General features: G+C 67.4%; 19 protein-coding genes. All 19 read left to right on the top strand.

Annotated elements, in window-relative coordinates; translation table 11 throughout:
* Nucleotides 1–154 precede the first annotated feature (154 nt).
* The 19 genes from HCC78_RS20940 to HCC78_RS20850 all read left to right on the top strand — a co-directional run bounded on the left by HCC78_RS20940 (nt 155) and on the right by HCC78_RS20850 (nt 18,573).
* On the top strand, nt 155–1,285 hold the full coding sequence (locus tag HCC78_RS20940; protein WP_172330747.1) for an NADH-quinone oxidoreductase subunit E: 1,131 nt from the start codon (nt 155–157) through the stop codon (nt 1,283–1,285).
* A 3-nt stretch (nt 1,286–1,288) separates the two neighbouring features.
* Nucleotides 1,289–1,537: a DUF5337 domain-containing protein gene (locus HCC78_RS20935; protein WP_172330746.1), complete on the top strand. Its 249-nt coding sequence runs from the start codon at nt 1,289–1,291 to the stop codon at nt 1,535–1,537.
* 3 nt (nt 1,538–1,540) lie between these two features.
* Nucleotides 1,541–2,839, top strand: coding sequence for an NADH-quinone oxidoreductase subunit NuoF (gene nuoF, locus HCC78_RS20930; protein WP_172330745.1), 1,299 nt, complete (start codon nt 1,541–1,543; stop codon nt 2,837–2,839).
* Nucleotides 2,836–3,288, top strand: a complete 453-nt coding sequence (locus tag HCC78_RS20925; protein ID WP_172330744.1) for a hypothetical protein — start codon at nt 2,836–2,838, stop codon at nt 3,286–3,288. Before nuoF ends, HCC78_RS20925 begins: the two co-directional genes overlap by 4 nt.
* Nucleotides 3,285–3,707, top strand: coding sequence for a DUF5333 family protein (locus HCC78_RS20920; protein WP_172330743.1), 423 nt, complete (start codon nt 3,285–3,287; stop codon nt 3,705–3,707). Before HCC78_RS20925 ends, HCC78_RS20920 begins: the two co-directional genes overlap by 4 nt.
* The gene (locus HCC78_RS20915; RefSeq protein ID WP_172330742.1) at nt 3,704–4,222 is read left to right on the top strand and encodes a hypothetical protein; all 519 of its coding nucleotides are present in this window, start codon (nt 3,704–3,706) and stop codon (nt 4,220–4,222) included. Before HCC78_RS20920 ends, HCC78_RS20915 begins: the two co-directional genes overlap by 4 nt.
* Nucleotides 4,219–4,725, top strand: coding sequence for a DUF3291 domain-containing protein (locus tag HCC78_RS20910; protein WP_172330741.1), 507 nt, complete (start codon nt 4,219–4,221; stop codon nt 4,723–4,725). Before HCC78_RS20915 ends, HCC78_RS20910 begins: the two co-directional genes overlap by 4 nt.
* Nucleotides 4,726–4,729: 4 nt before the next feature.
* Nucleotides 4,730–6,751 (top strand): NADH-quinone oxidoreductase subunit NuoG, encoded by a 2,022-nt coding sequence (gene nuoG, locus HCC78_RS20905; protein ID WP_172330740.1) that lies wholly within the window; start codon nt 4,730–4,732, stop codon nt 6,749–6,751.
* Nucleotides 6,752–6,904: 153 nt separating this feature from the next.
* The gene (gene nuoH / locus HCC78_RS20900; protein WP_172330739.1) at nt 6,905–7,942 is read left to right on the top strand and encodes an NADH-quinone oxidoreductase subunit NuoH; all 1,038 of its coding nucleotides are present in this window, start codon (nt 6,905–6,907) and stop codon (nt 7,940–7,942) included.
* A gap of 1 nt (nt 7,943) precedes the next feature.
* Complete coding sequence (gene nuoI / locus HCC78_RS20895) at nt 7,944–8,438, top strand: NADH-quinone oxidoreductase subunit NuoI (RefSeq protein ID WP_172330738.1); 495 nt, start codon at nt 7,944–7,946, stop codon at nt 8,436–8,438.
* Between the two features lie 21 nt (nt 8,439–8,459).
* Nucleotides 8,460–9,068, top strand: a complete 609-nt coding sequence (locus tag HCC78_RS20890; RefSeq protein WP_172330737.1) for an NADH-quinone oxidoreductase subunit J — start codon at nt 8,460–8,462, stop codon at nt 9,066–9,068.
* Between the two features lie 136 nt (nt 9,069–9,204).
* Nucleotides 9,205–9,510: an NADH-quinone oxidoreductase subunit NuoK gene (gene nuoK, locus HCC78_RS20885; RefSeq protein WP_172330736.1), complete on the top strand. Its 306-nt coding sequence runs from the start codon at nt 9,205–9,207 to the stop codon at nt 9,508–9,510.
* 5 nt (nt 9,511–9,515) lie between these two features.
* The gene (gene nuoL, locus HCC78_RS20880) at nt 9,516–11,570 is read left to right on the top strand and encodes an NADH-quinone oxidoreductase subunit L (RefSeq protein ID WP_172330735.1); all 2,055 of its coding nucleotides are present in this window, start codon (nt 9,516–9,518) and stop codon (nt 11,568–11,570) included.
* Nucleotides 11,570–13,141, top strand: coding sequence for an NADH-quinone oxidoreductase subunit M (locus tag HCC78_RS20875; RefSeq protein ID WP_172330734.1), 1,572 nt, complete (start codon nt 11,570–11,572; stop codon nt 13,139–13,141). Before nuoL ends, HCC78_RS20875 begins: the two co-directional genes overlap by 1 nt.
* 12 nt (nt 13,142–13,153) lie before the next feature.
* On the top strand, nt 13,154–14,593 hold the full coding sequence (gene nuoN, locus HCC78_RS20870; RefSeq protein WP_172330733.1) for an NADH-quinone oxidoreductase subunit NuoN: 1,440 nt from the start codon (nt 13,154–13,156) through the stop codon (nt 14,591–14,593).
* A complete protein-coding gene (locus tag HCC78_RS20865) occupies nt 14,583–15,344 on the top strand; it encodes a biotin--[acetyl-CoA-carboxylase] ligase (RefSeq protein ID WP_253949284.1) in 762 nt (253 codons plus the stop codon). Before nuoN ends, HCC78_RS20865 begins: the two co-directional genes overlap by 11 nt.
* 18 nt (nt 15,345–15,362) lie before the next feature.
* Nucleotides 15,363–16,166, top strand: coding sequence for a type III pantothenate kinase (locus HCC78_RS20860; RefSeq protein ID WP_172330732.1), 804 nt, complete (start codon nt 15,363–15,365; stop codon nt 16,164–16,166).
* Nucleotides 16,163–17,833, top strand: coding sequence for a ribonuclease J (locus HCC78_RS20855; protein WP_172330731.1), 1,671 nt, complete (start codon nt 16,163–16,165; stop codon nt 17,831–17,833). Before HCC78_RS20860 ends, HCC78_RS20855 begins: the two co-directional genes overlap by 4 nt.
* A gap of 410 nt (nt 17,834–18,243) precedes the next feature.
* Nucleotides 18,244–18,573, top strand: coding sequence for a transposase (locus HCC78_RS20850; protein WP_216671243.1), 330 nt, complete (start codon nt 18,244–18,246; stop codon nt 18,571–18,573).
* Nucleotides 18,574–19,015: the final 442 nt, after the last annotated feature.

Raw genomic sequence — 19,015 nt, 5'->3', positions numbered from 1 at the left:
CATCCGCGGATGCCGCGGGCCGCTTGCGCCGCTGCGGCCACGGGAGGACAGGATGGACAGCAGAACCCGCGCGGACCGCCCCGCGCCGAGCAATTTGCCCGTGGCGCGCCGTGCGCCGGCCGTGCGGCTCCGGGTAGCAGAAGGGAAAGCCTGAATGTTGCGTCGCCTCCACCCCGAACAGCCCGAGAGCTTCGCCTTCACGCCTGCGAACCGCGCCTGGGCAGAGGCGCAGATGACGCGCTATCCCGAGGGCCGCCAGGCCTCGGCGATCATCCCGATCCTGTGGCGCGCGCAGGAGCAGGAGGGCTGGCTGACCCGTCCCGCGATCGAGCATGTCGCCGACATGCTGGGCATGCCCTATATCCGCGCGCTCGAGGTCGCGACCTTCTATTTCATGTTCCAGTTGCAACCGGTGGGCTCGGTCGCGCATGTCCAGGTCTGCGGAACGCTCAGCTGCATGATCTGCGGCGCCGAGGACCTGATCGGCATCTGCCGCGAGAAGATCGCGAAGAAGCCGCACGCCCTGTCGGCGGATGGCAAGTTTTCCTGGGAAGAGGTGGAATGCCTCGGCTCCTGCACCAACGCGCCGATGGTCCAGATCGGCAAGGACTACTACGAGGACCTGACCTCGGAACGGTTCGTCGAGATCCTCGACGAGCTGGCCGCGGGCAAGGTCCCGGTGCCCGGCCCGCAGAACGGCCGCCACGGCGCCGAGCCGCTGGGCGGGCTGACCACGCTGACCGCGCATGACAAGGACCGGATGCCGATGAACGGCTCGGTGACCCGCGCGGTGGAACTGGGCGACACGGTCAAGCGGATCGACGGCACCGAAGTGCCGCTGCGCGCGCCCTGGCTGGGCGAGGGCGAGGCGGCGCTGCTGGAGAAGAGCGGCGTGGCGAGGCCCGCGGCCAAGCCGAAGGCCAAGCCCGCGCCGAAGGCGGACGATGCGGACCGCTCGGAGGGCCGCCCGGCCGATGCGAGCGGCGCGACCAAGCAGGAAGCCCCGGCGGACAAGGCGGGCACCCCGGATGGAGCGGCGCCGATGGCGAAGCCCGAGCTGTTCGCCGAAGCGCCGGAAAGGACCGACGACCTGCGCCAGATCACCGGGATCGGCCCGAAGCTGGAAGAGGCGCTGCATGCGGCCGGCGTCTACACCTATGCGCAGATCGCGTCCTGGGGCCCGGCGGAAATTGCCTGGATCGACGAGAATATCGACGGCCCGAAAGGCCGGATCACCCGCGACGACTGGGTGAGCCAGGCCGGGGATCTGATGAAGAAGGAATGAGGCATGACCCGGCTCCAGCCCACCGAGGACGAGGTCCGTCTCGCGCGCAAGGGGCGCAAGGTGGCGCTCGTCGTGGCGGCGACCATGGTGCTGTGGTTCGGGGTCCAGCTGGCGGGCGCGGCATTCGGCCTGCCGGTGCGGATCGCGTTCCTCTTCGACTTTGCGGCGATCGCGGCCTTCGTCTGGGCCCTGGTCGTCACCTACCAACTCTGGCAGGCGCGCGGATCCACGCGGCCCCCCAATGGAGGATAGCCCATGCTGAAGGACGAAGATCGCATCTTCCTCAACATCTACGGCATGCATGACCGCTCCCTTGCCGGGGCGAAGAAGCTCGGCCGCTGGGACGGGACCGCAGACATCATCGCCAAGGGCCGCGACTGGATCGTCGAGGAGATGAAGAAATCCGGCCTGCGCGGCCGCGGCGGGGCGGGCTTCCCGACCGGCCTGAAATGGTCCTTCATGCCGAAGGAGAGCGACGGCCGTCCGCATTACCTGGTGGTCAATGCCGACGAATCCGAGCCGGGCACCTGCAAGGACCGCGAGATCATGCGCCACGACCCGCACACGCTGGTCGAGGGTTGCCTGCTGGCGAGCTTCGCGATGGGGGCGCATGCCGCCTATATCTACATCCGCGGGGAATACATCCGCGAGCGGGAGGCGCTGCAGGCAGCGATCGACGAATGCTACGATGACGGCCTGCTGGGCCGGAATGCCTGCGGCTCGGGCTGGGATTTCGACCTCTACCTGCATCACGGCGCGGGCGCCTATATCTGCGGCGAGGAAACCGCGCTGCTCGAAAGCCTCGAGGGCAAGAAGGGCATGCCGCGGATGAAGCCGCCGTTTCCGGCGGGCGCGGGGCTCTATGGCTGCCCGACCACGGTGAACAACGTCGAATCCATTGCGGTGGCGCCGACCATCCTGCGCCGCGGCGCCGACTGGTTCGCCGGTTTCGGCCGTCCGAACAACGCGGGCACCAAGCTGTTCGCGATCTCGGGCCACGTGAACCGCCCCTGCGTCGTCGAGGAGGAGATGTCGATCTCCTTCGAGGAGCTGATCGACAAGCATTGCGGCGGCATCCGCGGCGGCTGGAGCAACCTCAAGGCGGTCATTCCCGGCGGCGCCTCGGTGCCCTGCGTGCGCGGCGAGAACATGCGCGATGCGGTGATGGACTACGACTATCTCCGCAGCGAGCTGGGATCGGGCCTCGGCACCGCGGCGGTGATGGTCATGGACCAGTCCGTGGACATGGTGAAGGCGATCTGGCGGCTTTCGGCCTTCTACAAGCACGAAAGCTGCGGCCAGTGCACGCCCTGCCGCGAAGGCACCGGCTGGATGATGCGGGTGATGGAACGCCTGGTGAAGGGCGAGGCCGAGATCGAGGAGATCGACATGCTGTTCTCGGTCACCAAGCAGGTCGAAGGCCATACGATCTGCGCGCTCGGCGATGCCGCGGCCTGGCCGATCCAGGGCCTGATCCGCAATTTCCGCGACGAGATCGAGGACCGCATCAAGGCGCAGAAATCCGGCAAGCTCAGCGCGGTGGCAGCGGAATGAGCCTGATCCGCCTCTCCGTCCCCGCCGCCCTTGCCGTGCTGCTGGCCTCGGCCTGTTCGCACGAGCTGTCGCCGTCGCGCACCGAGGCGCTCTATGCCTCGCTGCCGCCCGCCAAGCAGCGCGCCTATGACGCCGCGCTTGAGATGCCGCCGGGCCAGGCGGTGGGCCAGCTGCTGGTCGGCGTGCTCTTCGCCTCGCAATGCCCGGGCATCGAGATCGACGAGACCTTCGGGAAGCTTGCCGAGTCGAAGCTGACCCAGTTCAAGCGCACCGGCGGCGACATCGAGACCGCGGCGCTGCAGCAGGCGATCGAGGATTTCTCGAAGGCCCATGGCGTCGACCCGGTCGACCTGAAGGATCCGCCGATCGGCTGTCCGATCGCGCGGCAGGAAATCGAGGCCGGGACCCTGACCGGTGCATTGCTGATGCTGGAGGACCCCGCATCTTGAGCCGTCCGGCCCGCCATATCTTCCATCCCGCGGCCCGGATCGCTCCGGCCGCGCTGGCCCTCGGGCTCGCTTCCTGCGCGGTGGCGACGCCGGTGGTCGTGCCGGTGATGCAGCGCGTCCTGGTCGATGTCGCGACGGCGCAGTTCGTCGGCGACAATTGCCCGACGCTGGGCTTCGACACGGCGAAGGCCAAGGCCTTCATCTCCAATGCCTACAGGAACCTCGTCGCGCAGGGTGCGGATCCGGAGGCGATCGAGGCGCGGACCGACAGCTTCGAGAAGCAGGAACTCGGCCCCGCGGTGGCGCAGCGGCTGGAGGAGGGCGGGGTGGACCCGGCCGATCCCGATCCCGCCGCCGCCTGCAGCTTCGGCGAGGAGGAGAAATCCTCCGGCAGCATCCTCGGTAGGGTCCTGTCATGACCTTGGCGCCGCCCCGGAACGCGACGTCGCGCCGCCTGCCCACGGCAGTCGCGGCCGCGATGCTGGCCGGGTGCAGCGCGGGCGGTGCCGCCGGGCCCGTGCCCGAGCCGCTGATGCGCCTGAGCCTGGACGAACGCACCGCCGATCTGGTGGCCAGCATGTGCCCGGGCATCGGCTTCGACGAGGCGGCAGCGGAGAAGGCCGAGGACGAACTCGTCCGCCAGCTGCTGGAGCAGGGCTATGGCGAGGAACAGTTCGCGGGCTTCGGCGCGCGGCTGCACAATGTGTCGGTCATGGAGGCGCTGGCCGCCGGGTTGCGCGCCAACGGCGTCGCGGCACAGGTGATCGACGGCAGGGAGGCGCGCCGGACCGGGCAGCTTCCCGCCGAGGGCGGGCTGCTGATCTTCCCCTCGGACGTGCCGGAGGGCGCCTATCTGGTCAATCGCGACGAGCTCTGCAGCTTCGGCAGCCGCGCCCGCGCCGGAAACAGCCGCATCGGGAGCTTCCTGACATGACGATCCAGCCGCCCGGAACCCATCTGGCCCAGCTCAATGTCGGCCGCCTGCTGGCGCCGACCGACGACCCGCGCGTCGCCGAGTTCATGGCTGCGCTCGACCTGGTGAACGGCATCGGCAAGCGCAGCCCGGGCTTTGTCTGGATGATGGAGGGTTCGGGCGAGCCCGGCACCGGCAACACCGGGGCCAAGATCGGCGGCGACCCGCAATTCGTGTCGAACCTGACCCTCTGGGAAGATGTCGGGTCGCTGGAAAATTTCGTCTACAACACCGTGCACAAGCGGTTCTACGACCGCCGCGCCGCCTGGTTCGAGCTTCTCGGACGGCCGCATTTCGCGATGTGGTTCGTGCCGGAGGGACACCGCCCCTCGCTGGAGGAGGCGCTGGAGCGGCTGGCGCATCTGGAGGCGCACGGGAACACGGACCATGCCTTCGGCTGGTCCCACCTGAAACAGGCGCAGCTTTGGAAGACCAAGGCCTGCACCCCAATCGCAGCGGAGTAAAGCCATGTCGGATCTGCGCACCATCATCATCGACGGCACCGAGGTCGAGGTCGACCCGGCCCTGACGCTGATCCAGGCCTGCGAGCAGGCGGGGGTGGAGATCCCGCGCTTCTGCTACCACGAGCGCCTGTCGATCGCCGGGAACTGCCGGATGTGCCTGGTCGAGGTCGTGGGCGGCCCGCCCAAGCCCGCCGCGTCCTGCGCCATGCAGATCCGCGACCTGCGCCCGGGCCGCAACGGCGAGCCGCCGGAAATCAAGACCAACTCGCCGATGGTCAAGAAGGCCCGCGAGGGCGTGATGGAGTTCCTGCTGATCAACCATCCGCTCGACTGCCCGATCTGCGACCAGGGCGGCGAATGCGACCTGCAGGACCAGGCGATGGCCTATGGCGTCGACTTCTCGCGCTACCGCGAGCCCAAGCGCGCCTCGATCGACATCAACCTGGGCCCGCTGGTCGAGACCCACATGACGCGCTGCATCTCCTGCACGCGCTGCGTCCGCTTCACCACCGAGGTGGCCGGGATCACCCAGATGGGCCAGACCGGGCGCGGCGAGGATGCCGAGATCACGTCCTATCTGAACCGCACGCTCGACAGCGAGATGCAGGGCAACATCATCGACCTCTGCCCGGTCGGCGCGCTGGTGTCGAAGCCCTACGCCTTCACGGCTCGGCCCTGGGAACTGACCAAGACCGAGTCGATCGACGTGATGGACGCGCTCGGCTCCAACACCCGGGTCGATACCAAGGGGCGCGAGGTGATGCGCTTCCTGCCGCGCAACCATGACGGCGTGAACGAGGAATGGCTGGGCGACAAGTCCCGCTTCGTCTGGGACGGGCTGCGCCGCCAGCGGCTGGACAAGCCCTATGTCCGCGTCGACGGCAAGCTGAAGCCCGCAAGCTGGACGGAGGCGCTGGCCGCGGCTGCGGCGGCGATGAAGGGCAAGACGGTCGCGGGCCTGGTCGGCGATCTCGCCCCGGTCGAGGCGGCCTTCGCGCTGAAGGAACTGGTCGAGGGGCTGGGCGGCAAGGTCGAATGCCGCACCGACGGCGCGCGGCTGCCTGCGGGCAACCGCTCGGGCTATGTCGGCACGGCGGCGATCGAGGATATCGACGCGGCCGAGATGATCCTGCTGGTCGGCACCAATCCCCGCACCGAGGCGCCGGTGCTGAACGCGCGCATCCGCAAGGCCTGGCTGCGCGGCGCCAATGTGGCGCGGATCGGCGCGCCCGCGGATCTGACCTATGACGTTTCCGAGATCGGCACCGGCCGCGACGCGCTGGTGAAGCTCGCCGCGATGGACCATTCCGGCAAGGCGGACATCCCCGGCGTCGTGATCGTCGGGCAGGGCGCGCTGCGCGAGGCCGATGGCGAGGCAGTGCTGAGCCAGGTCATGAAGGCCGCCGGCGCGGCAGGTGCCAAGCTGATGGTGCTGCACACCGCCGCCTCGCGCGTCGGCGCGATGGATGCCGGAGCCGTCACCGAGGGCGGCATGGCCGCCGCGCTGGAGGGGGCCGAGGTCGTCTACAGCCTCGGCGCCGACGAGGTGGAGATCGCCGAGGGCCCGTTCGTGATCTACCAGGGCAGCCATGGCGACCGCGGCGCGCACCGCGCCGACGTGATCCTGCCTGCCGCGGCCTGGACCGAGGAATCGGGGCTCTTCGTCAATACCGAGGGCCGTCCGCAGATCGCCAACCGCGCGGGCTTCCCGCCGGGCGAGGCGAAGGAGAACTGGGCGATCCTGCGCGCGCTCTCCGCGCTGACCGGGGAAAAGCTGCCCTATGACAGCCTCGCCGCGCTGCGCCGCAAGCTGGTCAAGGACGTGCCGCACCTGGCGCGGGTCGACGAGGTGGCGGAGAACGAGTGGACGCCGCTCGTGCCCGCCGAGCCGAAGGCGGGGGCGGATTTCGTGCCCGCCGTGAAGGACTACTACCTGACCAACCCGATCGCGCGCGCCTCGCAGCTGATGGCGGAGCTTTCCGCGCAGGCCAAGGCCCGGCGCAGCCCGGCCATGGCGGCGGAGTGAGGCGGTCGATGGCGAAGTTTCCGCGACATACACGCACAACGGCTTGCATCGGTTCTGGATTTGGCAACCAAAACGCGCTTTACAGCGACATGTCGGAGCAAGCCGCCACGACCCTCGGGGCCGCGGCCGCGCTGACCTGGGAGGATACCGTTCATGGCTGATTTCTTCGCAACGCCTGCGGGGATCGCGGTGATCATCATCGCGCAATGTCTGGCCGTGCTGGCCTTCGTGATGATCTCGCTGCTGTTCCTCGTCTATGGCGACCGCAAGATCTGGGCGGCCGTGCAGATGCGCCGCGGCCCGAACGTGGTCGGGGTCTTCGGCCTGCTGCAGACGGTGGCCGACGCGCTGAAATACGTGGTCAAGGAAATCGTCATCCCGGCGGGGGCCGACAAGCCTGTCTTCCTGCTGGCGCCGATGGCCTCCTTCGTGCTCGCCATGGTCGCCTGGGCGGTGATCCCGTTCTCCGACGGCTGGGTGCTGGCCGACATCAACGTCGCCATCCTCTATGTCTTCGCCGTCTCCTCGCTGGAGGTCTACGGCGTGATCATGGGCGGCTGGGCGTCGAACTCGAAATACCCGTTCCTGGGCTCGCTGCGCTCCGCGGCGCAGATGATCTCCTACGAGGTGTCGATCGGCTTGATCATCATCGGCGTGATCATCTCCACGGGCTCGATGAACTTCTCCGACATCGTGCGCGCGCAGGATGGCCATTTCGGCCTGTTCAACTGGTACTGGCTGCCGCATTTCCCGATGGTCTTCCTGTTCTTCATCTCGGCGCTGGCCGAGACCAACCGCCCGCCCTTCGACCTGCCGGAGGCAGAGTCGGAACTGGTGGCGGGGTACCAGGTGGAATATTCCTCGACGCCGTTCCTGCTGTTCATGGCCGGCGAATACATCGCGATCTTCCTGATGTGCGCGCTGACGACGCTGCTGTTCTTCGGCGGCTGGCTCAGCCCGATCCCGGGCCTGCCCGACGGGGCGCTCTGGATGGTGGCGAAGATGGCGGTGTTCTTTTTCCTCTTCGCCATGGTGAAGGCGATCACCCCGCGCTACCGCTACGACCAGCTGATGCGGCTGGGCTGGAAGGTCTTCCTGCCGATGTCGCTGATCTGGGTGGTTCTGGTGGCGTTCCTGGCGAAATTCGAAGTCTTCGGCGGGGCCTATGCCCGCTGGGCCGTAGGGGGCTGACATGACCGCAATCGACTGGAACCGCGCAGTAAAGTACTTCCTGCTGCAGGATGTCTGGGCGGGGCTGAAGCTGGGGATGAAATACTTCCTGGCCCCCAAGGCGACGGTGAACTATCCGCACGAGAAGGGGCCGCTTTCCCCGCGCTTCCGCGGCGAGCACGCGCTGCGCCGCTATCCGAACGGCGAGGAACGCTGCATCGCCTGCAAGCTCTGCGAGGCGATCTGCCCGGCCCAGGCCATCACCATCGATGCCGAACCGCGAGAGGACGGCTCGCGCCGCACGACGCGCTACGACATCGACATGACGAAATGCATCTATTGCGGCTTCTGCCAGGAGGCCTGCCCGGTGGATGCGATCGTCGAAGGACCCAATTTCGAATTCTCCACCGAGACCCGCGAAGAGCTCTACTACTCCAAGGAGAAGCTGCTCTCGAACGGCGAACGCTGGGAGGCCGAGATCGCCCGCAACCTAGAAATCGACGCGCCCTACCGGTGAGCTGAAGGAGGCCCGAACATCATGGCAACCATCGCCTTCTATGCCTTCGCGCTCGGCGTCATCGCCGGGGGGCTGTTCACGGTGCTGTCGCGCAATCCGGTGCACTCGGTGCTGTGGCTGATCCTGGCCTTCCTCAGCTCGGCCGGGCTCTTCGTGCTGCTGGGCGCGGAATTCGTCGCGATGCTGCTGGTCATCGTCTATGTCGGCGCGGTCGCGGTGCTCTTCCTCTTCGTGGTGATGATGCTCGACGTGGATTTCGCCGAGCTGCGCGCCGAGGTCGCCAAGGGCGTTCCGCTGGCGCTGGTGATCGGGGTGATCATCCTGACCGAGCTGGGCATGGGCATCGGCGTCTGGCAGTTCTCCGACCGCGCGCAGCTGCTGCGCGGCGCGCCGACCCCGGATCTGGCCGAGGCCAGCAACACCGCGGCGATCGGCATGCTGCTCTACGACCGCTACCTGATCCTGTTCCAGCTTGCCGGGCTCGTGCTGCTGGTGGCGATGATCGGCGCGATCGTGCTGACGCTGCGCCACCGCGCGGATGTCAAGCGACAGGACGTGCTGGCGCAGATGTACCGCGATCCGGCCAAGGCGATGGAACTGAAGGACGTGAAGCCGGGGCAGGGGCTCTGAGGCCTGTCCGGCCCCGGACCTGATCCTGGGCCCCGCCGGTCGCGGCGGAACCGAGAAAGAGGGAAGGCCCCGGGCCGTGTCCGGGGCGGGACCCAGCAAGACCAAAACGACGGGCAGACGACCCGGAGGGACATGGATGATCGGACTTGAGCATTTTCTGGGCGTGGCGGCAGCGCTCTTCGTGATCGGCATCTTCGGGCTGTTCCTGAACCGCAAGAACGTGATCATCATCCTGATGTCGATCGAGCTGATCCTCCTGTCGGTCAACATCAACTTCGTGGCCTTCTCCAGCTTCCTGGGCGACCTGCAGGGCCAGATCTTCACGCTCTTCGTGCTGACCGTCGCCGCCGCCGAGGCTGCCATCGGACTGGCGATCCTGGTCTGCTTCTTCCGCAACCGCGGCACGATCGCGGTGGAAGACGTCAACAACATGAAAGGCTGAACGCAGTGGAAAGCATCATCCTCTTCGCACCGCTGGCCGGCAGCCTGATCGCGGGCTTCCTGTGGAAGCCGATGGGAGAGCGCGCGGCCAAGTGGATCTCGACCGGGCTCCTGTTCCTGTCCTGCTTCTTCTCCTGGATCGTGTTCTTCAGCTTCGACGGCACCGCCTACACGGTGGAGATCGCCCGCTGGATCGAGAGCGGCTCGCTGGTGATCGACTGGACGGTGATGGTCGACCGGCTGACGGCGATCATGCTGGTCGTGGTCACCACGGTCTCGGCGCTCGTCCATCTCTACAGCTTCGGCTACATGGCGCATGACGAGAATTTCCGCGAGGGCGAGGAAAGCTACCGCCCGCGCTTCTTCTCCTTCCTGTCGCTCTTCACCTTCGCGATGCTGATGCTGGTGACTGCCGACAACATCGTGCAGCTGTTCTTCGGCTGGGAGGGCGTCGGCCTCGCCTCGTACCTGCTGATCGGCTTCTACTACCGCAAGCCGTCGGCCGGCGCGGCGGCGATGAAGGCCTTCATCGTCAACCGGATCGGCGATTTCGGCTTCCTCCTGGGCATCTTCGCGCTGTTCTTCCTGACCGACAGCCTGCAGTTCGGCGTGATCTTCGACCAGGCGCCCGAGCTGGCGCAGACCGAGATCAGCTTTCTCTGGGGCAGCTGGAACGCCGCGAACCTCTGTGCCTTCCTGCTCTTCGTCGGCGCGATGGGGAAATCGGCGCAGCTCTTCCTGCACACCTGGCTTCCGGATGCGATGGAAGGTCCGACGCCGGTCTCGGCCCTGATCCACGCCGCGACCATGGTGACCGCGGGCGTTTTCCTCGTCTGCCGCATGTCGCCGCTGATGGAGTACGCGCCCGAGACCATGGCCTTCGTCACCTTCATCGGCGCCTCGACGGCCTTCTTCGCCGCGACCGTGGGCCTGGTGCAGACCGACATCAAGCGCGTCATCGCCTATTCGACCTGTTCGCAGCTGGGCTACATGTTCGTGGCCGCGGGCGTCGGCATGTATCCGGCGGCGATGTTCCACCTCTTCACCCACGCCTTCTTCAAGGCGATGTTGTTCCTCGGCGCCGGCTCGGTCATCACCGCGATGCATCACGAGCAGGACATGATGAACTACGGCGGGCTGCGCAGGAAGCTGCCGCTGACCTTCGCCGCGATGATGGTCGGCACGCTGGCAATCACCGGCGTCGGCATCCCGCTGACCCATATCGGCTTCGCCGGCTTCCTGTCGAAGGACGCCATCGTCGAGAGCGCCTGGGCCGGGTCCAACTCGATGGCCTCCTACGCCTTCTGGATGCTGGTCTTCGCCGCGGCCATGACCAGCTTCTATTCCTGGCGGCTGATGTTCCTGACCTTCTACGGATCGCCGCGCGGCGACCGCCACGCGCATGACCATGCCAAGGAAAGCCCGTCGGTGATGACCATCCCGCTGGGCGTGCTCGGCCTCGGCGCGGTCTTCGCGGGCATGGTCTGGTACGGCTCCTTCTTCGGCGACCACGACAAGGTGGCCAGCTTCTTCGGCATGCCGCACCAGGTCGAGGCGTCTGCGGCGGAGGGCGATGCCCATGCCGCCCCGGCAGCCCATGGCGCGGCGGAACGCGGCGCTGTCTTCTTCGGGCCGGACAACACGGTGCTGGAGGATGCCCATGCCGCGCCGGTCTGGGTGAAGCTCTCGCCCTTCGTCGCGATGCTGCTCGGCTTCGGCCTGGCCTGGCAGATGTACGTGCGCCGTCCGGACCTGCCCGCGAAGCTCGCCAAGAACCAGGCGCCGATGTACCAGTTCCTGCTGAACAAGTGGTATTTCGATGAATGCTACGAACATGCGGTGGTCCGCCCGACCATGAAATTCGGCCGGTTCCTCTGGAACCGCGGCGACCGGACCGTCATCGACGGCACGGTGCGCGGGCTTGCCACCGCCTTCATCCCCTTCCTCAGCAGGCTGGCGGGACGCGCGCAGTCCGGCTACCTGTTCCACTACGCCTTCGCCATGGTGCTCGGCATTGCCGTGCTCATGACCTGGCTGGTCCTCAGCGGAGGCGCCGAATAATGGATAACCTGCTTTCCATCGTCACTTTCATGCCGACGCTGGCAGCGGTCATCCTGGCCGTCTTCCTGCGCGGCGACGACGAGGCAGCGCAGCGCAATGCCAAATGGGTCGCGTTGATCGCCTCCGGGGTGACATTCCTGCTGTCGCTGTTCCTGCTGACCGGCTTCGACGCGTCCGACCCCAGCTTCCAGTTCGTGGAAGAGCGCGACTGGGTGCTGGGCCTGCAGTACCGGATGGGCGTCGACGGGCTGTCGGTGCTGTTCGTGATGCTCAACACCTTCCTGATGCCGCTGGTGATCCTCAGCTGCTGGAACGTGACGCACCGCACCAAGGAATACATGATCGCCTTCCTCGTGCTGGAAACGCTGATGACCGGCGTGTTCTGCGCGCTGGACATGGTGCTGTTCTACCTGTTCTTCGAGGGCGCGCTGATCCCGATGTTCCTGATCATCGGGATCTGGGGCGGGGACCGGCGGGTCTATGCGGCCTTCAAGTTCTTCCTCTACACCTTCTTCGGCTCGGTCTTCATGCTGGTCGGCATGGTGGCGATGTACATCGACGCCGGGACCACCTGCATCGCGGCCTGCGGGCCGGACGTGACGGGGCTGCTGCACCACGAGTTCTCCAGCTCGACCATCACCGTGCTCGGCACCCATGTGATCGGCGGCATGCAGACGCTGCTCTGGCTCGCGTTCTTCATCTCCTTCGCGGTGAAGATGCCGATGTGGCCGGTGCATACCTGGCTCCCCGACGCGCACGTCCAGGCGCCCACGGGGGGATCGATCGTGCTGGCGGCGGTGCTGCTGAAGATGGGCGGCTACGGCTTCCTGCGCTTCTCGCTGCCGATGTTCCCGATCGGGACCAAGATGATGGAGCCGCTGGTCTTCTGGATATCGGCCATCGCCATCGTGTACACCTCGCTGGTGGCGCTGGTGCAGACCGACATGAAGAAGGTGATCGCCTATTCCTCGGTCGCGCACATGGGCTATGCCACGATGGGGATCTTCGCGGCGAACCAGCAGGGCGTCGACGGCGCGATCTTCCAGATGCTCAGCCACGGCTTCATCTCCGGCGCGCTCTTCCTCTGCGTCGGCGTGGTCTACGACCGGATGCATACCCGCGACATCGCCGCCTATGGCGGTCTGATCAACCGGATGCCGGGCTATGCGATCGTCTTCATGTTCTTCACCATGGCCAATGCCGGCCTGCCGGGCACCAGCGGCTTCATCGGCGAGTTCCTGACGCTGATCGGCATCTTCGAGGACAGCACCTGGGTGGCCTTCGTCGCCGCGACCGGGGTGATCCTCTCGGCCAGCTACGGGCTCTGGCTCTACAAGCGGGTGATGCTGGGCGACCTGATCAAGGAAAGCCTGAAGACGATTTCCGACATGAACACGCGCGAGAAGGCGATCTTCGCCCCGCTCGTCGCGCTGACCCTGATCCTCGGCATCTTCCCGGGGCTGGTCACCGACATCACCGGTCCCTCGGTCGAGGCGCTGGTGGCCGAGAACCTTGCCGCCCAGGCCAATTTCGCGCCCGGGGTCGAGGTCGCCGAAAATGCAAGCCACTGAGGAGCGACCGAGATGACGGCATCCGATCTGTCCACCGTCCTGCCGGAATTCGTGCTGGCGCTCTTCGCCCTCCTGGCGCTGGTCGCGGTGGTCTATACCGGCAAGGACCGCTACGCCCCGGTGCTGACCTGGGTGACGGCGGCCATCTTCACGCTCATAGCCTTCTGGATCGGTCTGAACGGCGGCGGCACCACGCCGGGCTTCGGCGGCATGGTCGTCGATGACGGCTTCGCGCGCTTTGCCAAGGTGATGATCCTGCTCTCGGCCGCGGCCGTGCTGGTCATGTCCGAGGCCTACATGGAGCGGCGCGACCTCCTGCGCTTCGAATACCCGGTGCTGATCACCCTGTCGGTGGTCGGCATGATGATCATGGTCTCCGCGGGCAACCTGATGTCGCTCTACCTGGGGCTCGAACTGCAGTCGCTGGCGCTCTACATCATCGCCTCGCTGCGGCGCGACAGCGTGAAATCGACCGAGGCCGGCCTGAAATACTTCGTCCTGGGGTCGCTGAGCTCGGGGATGCTGCTCTATGGCTGCTCGCTGGCCTACGGCTTTGCCGGGACCACAGACTTTGCCGGGCTGATGTCCGCAGTGGGCGAGGAGCGCGCGCCGATCGGCCTGGTCTTCGGTCTCGCCTTCATCTGCGCGGGCCTGGCCTTCAAGGTCTCGGCGGCACCCTTCCACATGTGGACGCCGGACGTCTACGAGGGCTCGCCGACGCCGGTCACGACCTTCTTCGCCACCGCGCCGAAAGTGGCCGCCATGGCGCTGTTCGCGCGGGTGCTGCACGGCGCCTTCGGCAACTCGATCGCGGACTGGCAGCAGGTGCTGCAGCTGATCTCGATTGCCTCCATGGCCATCGGTTCGGTCGCCGCGATCACCCAGACCAACATCAAGCGGCTGATGGCCTATTCCTCCATCACCCACATGGGCTTTGCCCTGATGGGCCTGGCGGCGGGGACGGCGGACGGCGTGCAGTCGATGCTGCTCTACATGTCGATCTACATCACCATGAACCTGGGCAGCTTCGCCTTCATCATGTCGATGGAGCGGGACGGCCGTCCGGTGCTCGACATCGCGTCGCTGTCGATGCTGTCGGCGCGCGATCCGGTGCGGGCGATGGCCTTCATGGTGCTGCTGTTCTCCATGGCGGGCGTGCCGCCGATGCTGGGCTTCTTCGCCAAGTGGGGCGTGCTGTTCTCTGCGGTGCAGGCCGGGCTCTACTGGCTGGCCATCGCCGGCGTCATCACGTCGGTGGTCGCGGCCTACTACTACATCCGGATCGTCTACCTGATGTATTTCGGCGCGCCGATCGAGCCGCTCGATGCCGACCGCGCGCCGGTGCTGCGCAGCTTCGTCGTTGCCACCGCGCTGGTGATGATCGTCGGCATCTTCAACTTCTTCGGCGTCGACTCGCTCGCGGCTTCGGCTGCGATGGCGCTTGTCCCGTGACGGCGGGGGCTGGCCGCAGGGTTACGGCCTGCGCAGCCTCCCGGAAACCGACAGCACGAATGCCGAGGCGGCCCGCATGGCCGCCTCTTGCCATGCGCCGGTCTGGATAACGGCCCTGCGCCAGACGGCCGGACGCGGGCGCCGCGGCCGCGCCTGGGCCAGCCCGGAGGGCGCGCTGGCCGCCACGCTGCTGCTGAAGCCGGAAGAACCGCCCGAAACCGCCGCCCTGCGCAGCTTCGTCGCCGCCGTGGCGCTGGCCGAGGCGTTCCAGGCGGTCGGCGTGGAGCCCCGCGCGATCTCTCTGAAATGGCCGAACGACGTGCTGCTCTACGACTGCAAGGCCGCGGGCATCCTGCTGGAAAGCGCGGGGCAGGCCGGACGGCTCGACCATCTGGCCATCGGCATCGGCATCAACCTCGCCTCGGCGCCCGATCTGGCGGCCGTGGAGGCGGGTGCCACGCTGCCGATCTCGCTGGCCGAGGTGCTGGGGCGCAAGCTGGACCGCGACGACATGCTGCTGGCGCTGGCCCGCGCCTATGCCGCGCGCGAGGCGGAGTTCCGCGCCGAGGGCTTCGCGCCGATCCGGGAACGCTGGCTGTCGCAGGCGGCGCGCCTGGGCGAACCGATCCGCGCCCGCACGGCACGCGAGACCTTTCACGGCACATTCGATACAGTGGACGGGACAGGGCACCTCCTGCTGCGCTGCAGCGACGGGCTGCACCGCATTTCCGCCGCCGACGTTTTCTTCTGATTCTGACCGGACGCCACCATGCTGCTTGCCATCGACTGCGGGAACACCAACACCGTCTTCGCCATCTGGGACGGGCGCCAGCTGCTCGGCCGATGGCGGATCTCCACCAATCACAGCCGGACCGCGGACGAATACCATGTCTGGCTGTCGACGCTGCTGCTGCACGAGAAGCTCGATGCTCCGATCAACGCGGTGATCATCTCCTCCACCGTGCCGCGCGTGGTCTTCAACCTGCGCGTCCTGGCGAACCGCTATTTCAACTGCCGCCCGATGGTGGTGGGCAAGCCGGGCTGCGACCTGCCGGTCGAGCCGCGGGTCGATCCCGGCACCCAGGTCGGTCCCGACCGGCTGGTCAACACCGTGGCGGGCTACGACCTCTATGGCGGCGACCTGATCGTGGTGGACTTCGGCACGGCCACGACCTTCGACGTGGTGGGCGAGGACGGGGCCTATATCGGCGGCGTGATCGCGCCTGGCGTGAACCTCAGCCTCGAGGCGCTGCACCAGGCGGCGGCGGCGCTGCCGCATGTCGACGTGACCAAGCCAGAGAAGGTGATCGGCACGAATACGGTGGCCTGCATGCAGTCCGGCGTGTTCTGGGGCTATGTCGGGCTGGTCGCGGGGATCGTTAGCCAGATCAAGGCGGAGCGCGGCCGTCCCATGAAAGTCATCGGCACGGGCGGGCTGGCCCCTTTGTTTCAGCAGGGCGATGAGCTATTCGACGTTTTCGAAGAAGATCTGACGATGCACGGGCTGACCGTCATCTACAATTACAACAAGGATCGCGTCGGCGGTCCGGATGAAATGGCGGTACCGGAATGAGTACGGATGAAGTGATCTACCTGCCCCTCGGCGGGGCAGGCGAGATCGGAATGAATTGCTATGTCTACGGCTACGGGCCGAAGGACAGGGAGCGGCTGATCGTGATCGATCTGGGCGTCGCCTTTCCGGACATGGATTCGACTCCCGGCGTCGACCTGATCTTTCCGGACATCGCCTGGCTCGAAGAGCGCCGCGACCGGATCGAGGCGGTCTTCGTCACCCATGCCCACGAGGACCATGTCGGCGGTGTCGGCCGGCTGTGGTCGCGGCTGAAATGCCCGGTCTATGCCCGGCCGTTCACGGCGGCCGTTGCGCGGCGCAAGATGATCGAGGCCGACGCGCCCGAGACCGAGGTGACGACGGTCGATCCCTGGCCGCACATGGTCAAGGCCGGCCCGTTCGAGGTTGCCTACCTGCCGATGAGCCATTCCATCCCGGAAAGCTCGGCGCTGGTGATCGACACGCCGAAGGGCCGCATCCTGCATACCGGCGACTTCAAGCTCGACCGCGAGCCCGGGGTGGGCGAGCCCTACGATCCCGAGCTCTGGGCCGAGGTGGCCGCGCCGGGCGTCCTGGCGCTGGCCTGCGATTCCACCAACGTATTCAACCCGAATCCCGGGCGGTCCGAGGTTCTGGTGGGACCCGAGATCCGCAAGCTGGTGGAGGGCTGCAGCGGCATGGTCGTGGCGACCACCTTCGCGTCGAACATCGCGCGGCTCAAGACCCTGGCCGAAGCCGGCCGCGATGCAGGCCGCTCGGTCGTGCTGCTCGGCCGGGCCATGCGGCGCATGGTGCAGGAAGCGGTCGAGACCGGCGTGCTGAAGGACTTCCCCTCCACCGTCGCGGTCGAGGACGCCTCGCAGATCCCGCGCGAGAACCTGATGCTGCTGGTCACCGGCAGCCAGGGCGAGCGGCGCGCTGCCTCGGCGCAGCTGGCGCGCGGCAAGTACCTGGGCATCGAGATGAAGCCGGGCGACACGTTCCTGTTCTCCTCGAAGATCATCCCGGGCAATGAACGCGGCGTCTTCCGCATCGTGAACCAGTTCTCCGAGATGGGCATCGACGTCATCGACGACAATTCGGGGCTGTACCACGTCTCGGGGCATGCGAATCGTCCGGACCTCGCCGAGATCCACAACCTGGTGCGGCCGCAGCTGGTCGTGCCGATGCATGGCGAACACCGCCACCTGCGCGAGCATGTCAAGCTGGCTGCGCAGAACGGCCTGAAGGGCATCCTGGCGCCGAACGGCACGATGGTGCAGCTGACCGGAAACGAGCCCAAGGTCGTCGGCTATGTCGAGACCGGCCGAACCTACCTGGACGGCTCGTCGCTGATAGGCGCGATGGACGGCGTGGTGCGGGACCGGATCCGCATGGCGCTGAACGGCCATGTGCTGGTGACGCTGATCATCGACGAGAACGACGATCCGCTGGGCGAGCCCTGGTGCGAGATCATGGGCCTTCCGGCGAACGGACGTTCGCGCGCGCCGCTGGCCGAGGTGCTTGAAGACGATCTTGCCCAGGTTCTGGGCCGGGCCGATGATGACGTGCTGATCGACGACGACAAGCTGACCGAGATCATGCGGCGCACGGTGCGCAACAGCGCGCAGAACGAGATCGGCAAGAAGCCCGAGGTCACCGTGGTGATCAGCCGCCTGTCAGAATGACGGGCGGCCGATCCCGGCCGGTCAGGGAAACAGCGCGTTCAGCGTGGACTGATCCGGCAGGCCGGTCCGGGCGAGCCCCGGCTCTGCTGGTACGCCGCCAGAGTCGGCGGACAGGGCAGAGGCAAACATGTCCGGCACGTCGGGGAGCGGCGTGCCGGTTTCGCTTTCGAGCCGCGCGCGGATCCCGGGGGGGCATTTCGCCGGGATGCGCAACCGCGCGGTTGCCGCGCCGGGCCTGCGCCAGGGTCGACTCTTCCGTCATGCGCGCAGTGGCGGGGACGGCAACAAGCTTTACCGTTGCGTCCATGAAGCGCGTATCGGGATGTGCTTCACAGAAATGCCAGAGCTTGCGCCCGGCTTCCGGACTGGGAGTTACATTTTTCCCAGATTCCCAGAAAGAGGGACCCTACATGAGCCGCCAGCCCCGCCGCCGCTTCGCCGCCGGGTTCAGGGAGCAGGCCGTCGCGCGCCTGTCCGGACCGGGCGCCACGCAGGCCGGCGTCGCGCGCGAGCTCGGCGTATCCGCTTCGCAGCTGAAGGGCTGGCGGCCCGAACTCGCTGCCGCGGGCCCGGCCGGGGCGATCCGCAGGCAGCAGGCCGGGGCTGCCGAGCTGTCCGACCTCCGCCGCCCGAAAGAAGAGGCGGCGGTCATGCGGACGGCATCGGCGTCGGCCAGGTCCCTCGGAGCTGCCCATCGCGGCGCCACCGGTCCGAACCCGATGGGCGGCTGCGCGACCTGACCGGCGCCGCGCAGCGGGCGGCGAAGCCGTGAAGGACACGCTCGCCTCCATCCCCGCCCACGTCGCCGACCACCCCATCCTCGTGCGGCCCGCCCGCCCGGATGGGTCGCGCTCGGGGGCGCACTGTGCCGGGTACTTTCCGTGCGCCCGGGCCGGTTCCAGCCGTGGCGCGCCAGGCCGCGCGGGACGGCCTTCTTCCCGGGATGCGGGCGATCTTCGAGGCCAGCCATCGGCGTTATGGCGCGCAGCGCAGCCGCCATCGCGGCGCCGCCGCCCATCGGGCTCGGACCGATGGCGCCGCAATGGGCAGCTCCGGGGGCACCGGCGGGCGCTATCCGTCCGCTGCACCGGGGCTGCCGCGTTCCGCGGACGACGGACAGCCGGCACGATCTCGGGGTCTAGCTGGTCCGCGCCAGCGGGCCGGATGATCCGGAGGCGCAGA

Source organism: Mangrovicoccus sp. HB161399 (genome assembly GCF_013184745.1).
Taxonomy (GTDB): domain Bacteria; phylum Pseudomonadota; class Alphaproteobacteria; order Rhodobacterales; family Rhodobacteraceae; genus Mangrovicoccus.
This window is presented reverse-complemented; position numbering and strand designations above follow the sequence as displayed.

Coding starts and splice junctions, on each gene's coding strand:
- nuoF (WP_172330745.1), top strand. CDS start 1,541: ATGCTGAAGGACGAAGATCGCATCTTCCTCAACATCTACGGCATGCAT.
- HCC78_RS20935 (WP_172330746.1), top strand. CDS start 1,289: ATGACCCGGCTCCAGCCCACCGAGGACGAGGTCCGTCTCGCGCGCAAG.
- HCC78_RS20860 (WP_172330732.1), top strand. CDS start 15,363: ATGCTGCTTGCCATCGACTGCGGGAACACCAACACCGTCTTCGCCATC.
- HCC78_RS20915 (WP_172330742.1), top strand. CDS start 3,704: ATGACCTTGGCGCCGCCCCGGAACGCGACGTCGCGCCGCCTGCCCACG.
- HCC78_RS20855 (WP_172330731.1), top strand. CDS start 16,163: ATGAGTACGGATGAAGTGATCTACCTGCCCCTCGGCGGGGCAGGCGAG.
- HCC78_RS20910 (WP_172330741.1), top strand. CDS start 4,219: ATGACGATCCAGCCGCCCGGAACCCATCTGGCCCAGCTCAATGTCGGC.
- nuoN (WP_172330733.1), top strand. CDS start 13,154: ATGACGGCATCCGATCTGTCCACCGTCCTGCCGGAATTCGTGCTGGCG.
- HCC78_RS20875 (WP_172330734.1), top strand. CDS start 11,570: ATGGATAACCTGCTTTCCATCGTCACTTTCATGCCGACGCTGGCAGCG.
- HCC78_RS20850 (WP_216671243.1), top strand. CDS start 18,244: ATGAGCCGCCAGCCCCGCCGCCGCTTCGCCGCCGGGTTCAGGGAGCAG.
- HCC78_RS20940 (WP_172330747.1), top strand. CDS start 155: ATGTTGCGTCGCCTCCACCCCGAACAGCCCGAGAGCTTCGCCTTCACG.
- nuoH (WP_172330739.1), top strand. CDS start 6,905: ATGGCTGATTTCTTCGCAACGCCTGCGGGGATCGCGGTGATCATCATC.
- HCC78_RS20890 (WP_172330737.1), top strand. CDS start 8,460: ATGGCAACCATCGCCTTCTATGCCTTCGCGCTCGGCGTCATCGCCGGG.
- HCC78_RS20925 (WP_172330744.1), top strand. CDS start 2,836: ATGAGCCTGATCCGCCTCTCCGTCCCCGCCGCCCTTGCCGTGCTGCTG.
- nuoK (WP_172330736.1), top strand. CDS start 9,205: ATGATCGGACTTGAGCATTTTCTGGGCGTGGCGGCAGCGCTCTTCGTG.
- nuoG (WP_172330740.1), top strand. CDS start 4,730: ATGTCGGATCTGCGCACCATCATCATCGACGGCACCGAGGTCGAGGTC.
- nuoI (WP_172330738.1), top strand. CDS start 7,944: ATGACCGCAATCGACTGGAACCGCGCAGTAAAGTACTTCCTGCTGCAG.